Raw genomic sequence first — 3182 nt, forward strand, 5'->3', positions numbered from 1 at the left:
GGTGCCGCCGGCGGGCGGGGAAGCGCGGCCTGCTGGCCGCCCTGGGCGGGCGCCGCCCCCTGCTGCGTCCCGCCCTGCGCGGGCCGTGCGGGAGCGGGGCGCTGGCCGCCCTGCTCGAGCTGCTGCAGGCGGTAATCGGTGTCTGCGGCGTTCTTCTCGACCGCGGCCTGGAGCTGGCGGATCGCGTTCTGGTTCTCCTCGCTCCGCCCGCGAAGCAGGCGAAGATCGGTCTCGAGCGCGGAGACGCGCTCGAGCAGGCGGGTGAGCAGCTCCTGCTGCGCCGTGGTGCCGCCTGCCGCGCCGACCGCGACGGGAGGCGCGATCGCGCTACCGCCGCCGCCTCCGCCGCCGCCGCGCTGCAGCGCCTGGATGTCGCGGCGCAGCTCCTGGATCTGGTTCTGCAGCGCGATGCCTTCGCGGCTGTCGATCTGCGCGACGGCCGGCGCGCCGAACAGCGAGACGCCGACTAGCAAGGCCACCGCCCCGAGCCGCATGCGATGTGCTCCACTCACGTCGAACACCGTTCCTGCCCCCTTCCCGTGCGAGCCGCGGGCGCCTTCCCGCCCGTTTCCGAAGCGGTAGGCCGATGCGCATGCGAGCGCAAGCGGCCGCACGAAGTTGCGATGCGCGCAAAAGAAAACCGGCGGCCCCCGCGAGGGAGCCGCCGGCGAATGAGCCTCGACGCGCCCGGGGGCGGCGCGGTCAGCGAACCGAGGTGATGGCGACGCGGTTCTGCGCCCAGGCTTCCTCGTTGGAGCCGAGCGCGATCGGGCGGTCCTTGCCGTAGCTGATCGTCGACACGCGCGCGCCCGACACGCCCTGCGCGACGAGGAAGTCGCGCGCTGCGTTGGCGCGGCGCTGTCCGAGGGCGAGGTTGTACTCCCGCGTGCCGCGCTCGTCGGTGTGGCCGGCGACCTGGACGTTCACCGTGTTGTAGCGCTGCAGCCACTCGGCCTGGCGCTGGAGCGTCGGGCGGCCGTCGGCGCGCACGTCATAGCGGTCGAAGTCGAAGAAGACGCGATCGCCGACATTGACGACGAGGTCTTCCTGCGAGCCGGGGCGCGGGCCGCCGCTCGTTTGGCCGGCGCCGGCGGCGGACTGGTCAGGGGTGGATTCGCAGGCGGCCAGCAGCGCGGCAGCGGCGAACACGCCAAGAAGCTTCGTCTTCATCGGTTCTCTCTTTTCTCCTCGACCATCGGGGCATGCACCGGCATGGCTCGTGTCGGTTGTATTGGCGCGCACCTACAGCGCGGCATTGGTCCGGTCAAGTAATCTCACGTCCGAAGTGGCAACGATGCTGCCGCATGGCTGCCCTCGACGGCGTACACGCCTCAGTCGCCTCACGGCAGGAGGGGTGACCAGGCCGGATCCGACCCGTCCGTCGGCGTCGGGATTGCCCGCTCGTTGAAACCGGTGATGTCGATCGAGACGAGCCGCGCGGAGTAGCCGCCACCGCGCGTGTCGCGTGCCGGGCTCTCGCGGTAGAAGGCCAGCACGCGGCCGTTCGGCGCGAAGGTCGGCCCCTCCATCTGGTAGCCTTCGGAGAGGATCCGCTCGCCCGAGCCGTCGGGCCGCATCACGCCGATGGCGAAATTGCCGCCCGCGATTCGGGTGAAGGCGATCAGGTCGCCGCGCGGCGACCACACCGGCGTCGCGTACCGCCCCTGCCCGAAGCTGATGCGGCGGACGTTCGAGCCGTCGGCATTCATCACGTAGAGCTGCTGGTTGCCGCCGCGGTCGCTGTTGAAGGTGATCTGCTGGCCGTCTGGGCTGTAGCAGGGCGAGACGTCGATCGAGGGGCCGGAGGTCAGCCGCCGCTCGGCGCGCGTGCGAAGGTCGATCGAGTAGACGTTGGCATCGCCGCCCCGGATCGCGGAGAGAAGCACCGAGTTGCCGTCGGGGGCAAACCGGGGCGCGAAGGTCATGCCGGGGAAGTTGCCGAGCAGGGACTGCCGCCCCGTGTCGATCTCGAACAGATACACCCGCGGTTCGTTCCGCAGGTAGGACATGAACGCGACCTGGTTGACCGAGGGGTGGAAGCGCGGTGTCAGCGCGAGCCAGGAGCCGTCGGTCAGGAAGCGGTGATTCTCGCTGTCCTGGTCCATGATCGCGAGTCGCTTGATCCGCCTGTCGCGCGGCCCGCTCTCGGCGATATAGACGATTCGGGTGTCGAAATACCCCTTCTCGCCGAGCAGCCGCTCGTAGATCGCGTCCGAGCAGATATGGGCGATGCGCCGCCAGTTCGCGGCCGGCGTGGTGTAGGCCGTGCCCTGGATCTGCTGCCCAGGCAGGACGTCCCACAGGCGGAACTCGACGCGCAGCCGGTCGCCCTGCTGCTCGACGCGGCCGGTGACGAGCGCCTGTGCGCCGATCGCCCGCCAGTCGGCGAAGCGGGGCGTCGCTTCCTGCCCCTGCGTGACGAAGGCACGCCGGTCGACCGGGCGGAACAGGCCGGAGCGCGCGAGATTGGCGCTGATCACCTGCGCGATCTGCGCCCCATAGGGCTGGGCGCCCTGGAAGTCGGTGATGGCGACGGGAAGAGGGTCGGTCCGCGCGCGGGTGATGTCGATCACCGCGCCCTGGCCCGAGGCCGTGCCGGGCAGGCCGGCCGCGGCGATCGAGGCGGCGCCGGCGCCGAGCAGCGCGCGACGGGAGAGCGACAGGGTTCTAAGCGCCTCAACCTGCGTGTCGGTGAGGAGGCGCGGGCGATCGGAAAACGGGGTCATCGTCGGTCCTGGTCCTGCGGCCGTCTCGTTCTTGGAAACGGGCTCCCGGGGCACCGGTTGCTTAGCCCAAGGCCCGTCACCGCACCAGCCCACGTGGGCTGAAGCGGAACACACTTGCTTCAACGGTCGGGTATTTCTCGCGCGGTATAGGCAGCGGGTTGCACTGCGGGCTGAGCAACGCGCGGCGCGCCTGCTCGGCGACGATCTGCTCGCGTCCCGAGTAGGAGCGCGCGGGGATCACCTGCACGACAGACCCGTCCGGGCGAAGCCTGACGCGCATCTCAACCGTGATGTCGGAGAGCCCCATCATCCCGGGATCGACCGACCAGCACTCGCTGATCTTGTTTGAGAGCCCATCGATCTCGCCGCGGGTCAGGCCAGGCGTCGCCGCCGTGCCGCCCGGCGCGCCGGCGGCGCGCGGCGCCCCGCCCTGGGGCTGGGCGGGCCTCGGCGGCT

3 protein-coding genes and 1 pseudogene are annotated in these 3182 nt (G+C 71.0%); all 4 read right to left on the minus strand.

The features are described 5' to 3' along the window. Positions 1-494, minus strand: a pseudogene (locus FIF60_RS21325) (tetratricopeptide repeat protein); the annotation flags it as partial. A 208-nt stretch (positions 495-702) separates the two neighbouring features. Further along, positions 703-1170: a peptidoglycan-associated lipoprotein Pal gene (gene pal / locus FIF60_RS21330; protein WP_144300301.1), complete on the minus strand. Its 468-nt coding sequence runs from the start codon at positions 1168-1170 to the stop codon at positions 703-705. Between the two features lie 170 nt (positions 1171-1340). Then, on the minus strand, positions 1341-2726 hold the full coding sequence (gene tolB / locus FIF60_RS21335; protein WP_144300302.1) for a Tol-Pal system beta propeller repeat protein TolB: 1386 nt from the start codon (positions 2724-2726) through the stop codon (positions 1341-1343). A 76-nt stretch (positions 2727-2802) separates the two neighbouring features. After that, positions 2803-3182, minus strand: a 380-nt coding sequence (locus tag FIF60_RS21830) for a cell envelope integrity protein TolA (protein ID WP_162616883.1), incomplete at its 5' end; no start/stop codon positions are given.

This window comes from Elioraea rosea (assembly GCF_007644105.1).
In the GTDB taxonomy this organism is placed as follows: domain Bacteria; phylum Pseudomonadota; class Alphaproteobacteria; order Acetobacterales; family Acetobacteraceae; genus Elioraea_A; species Elioraea_A rosea.

Excerpts from the sequence above, each read along its gene's own strand:
- tolB (WP_144300302.1), bottom strand. The coding sequence starts at position 2,726 with ATGACCCCGTTTTCCGATCGCCCGCGCCTCCTCACCGACACGCAGGTT.
- pal (WP_144300301.1), bottom strand. The coding sequence starts at position 1,170 with ATGAAGACGAAGCTTCTTGGCGTGTTCGCCGCTGCCGCGCTGCTGGCC.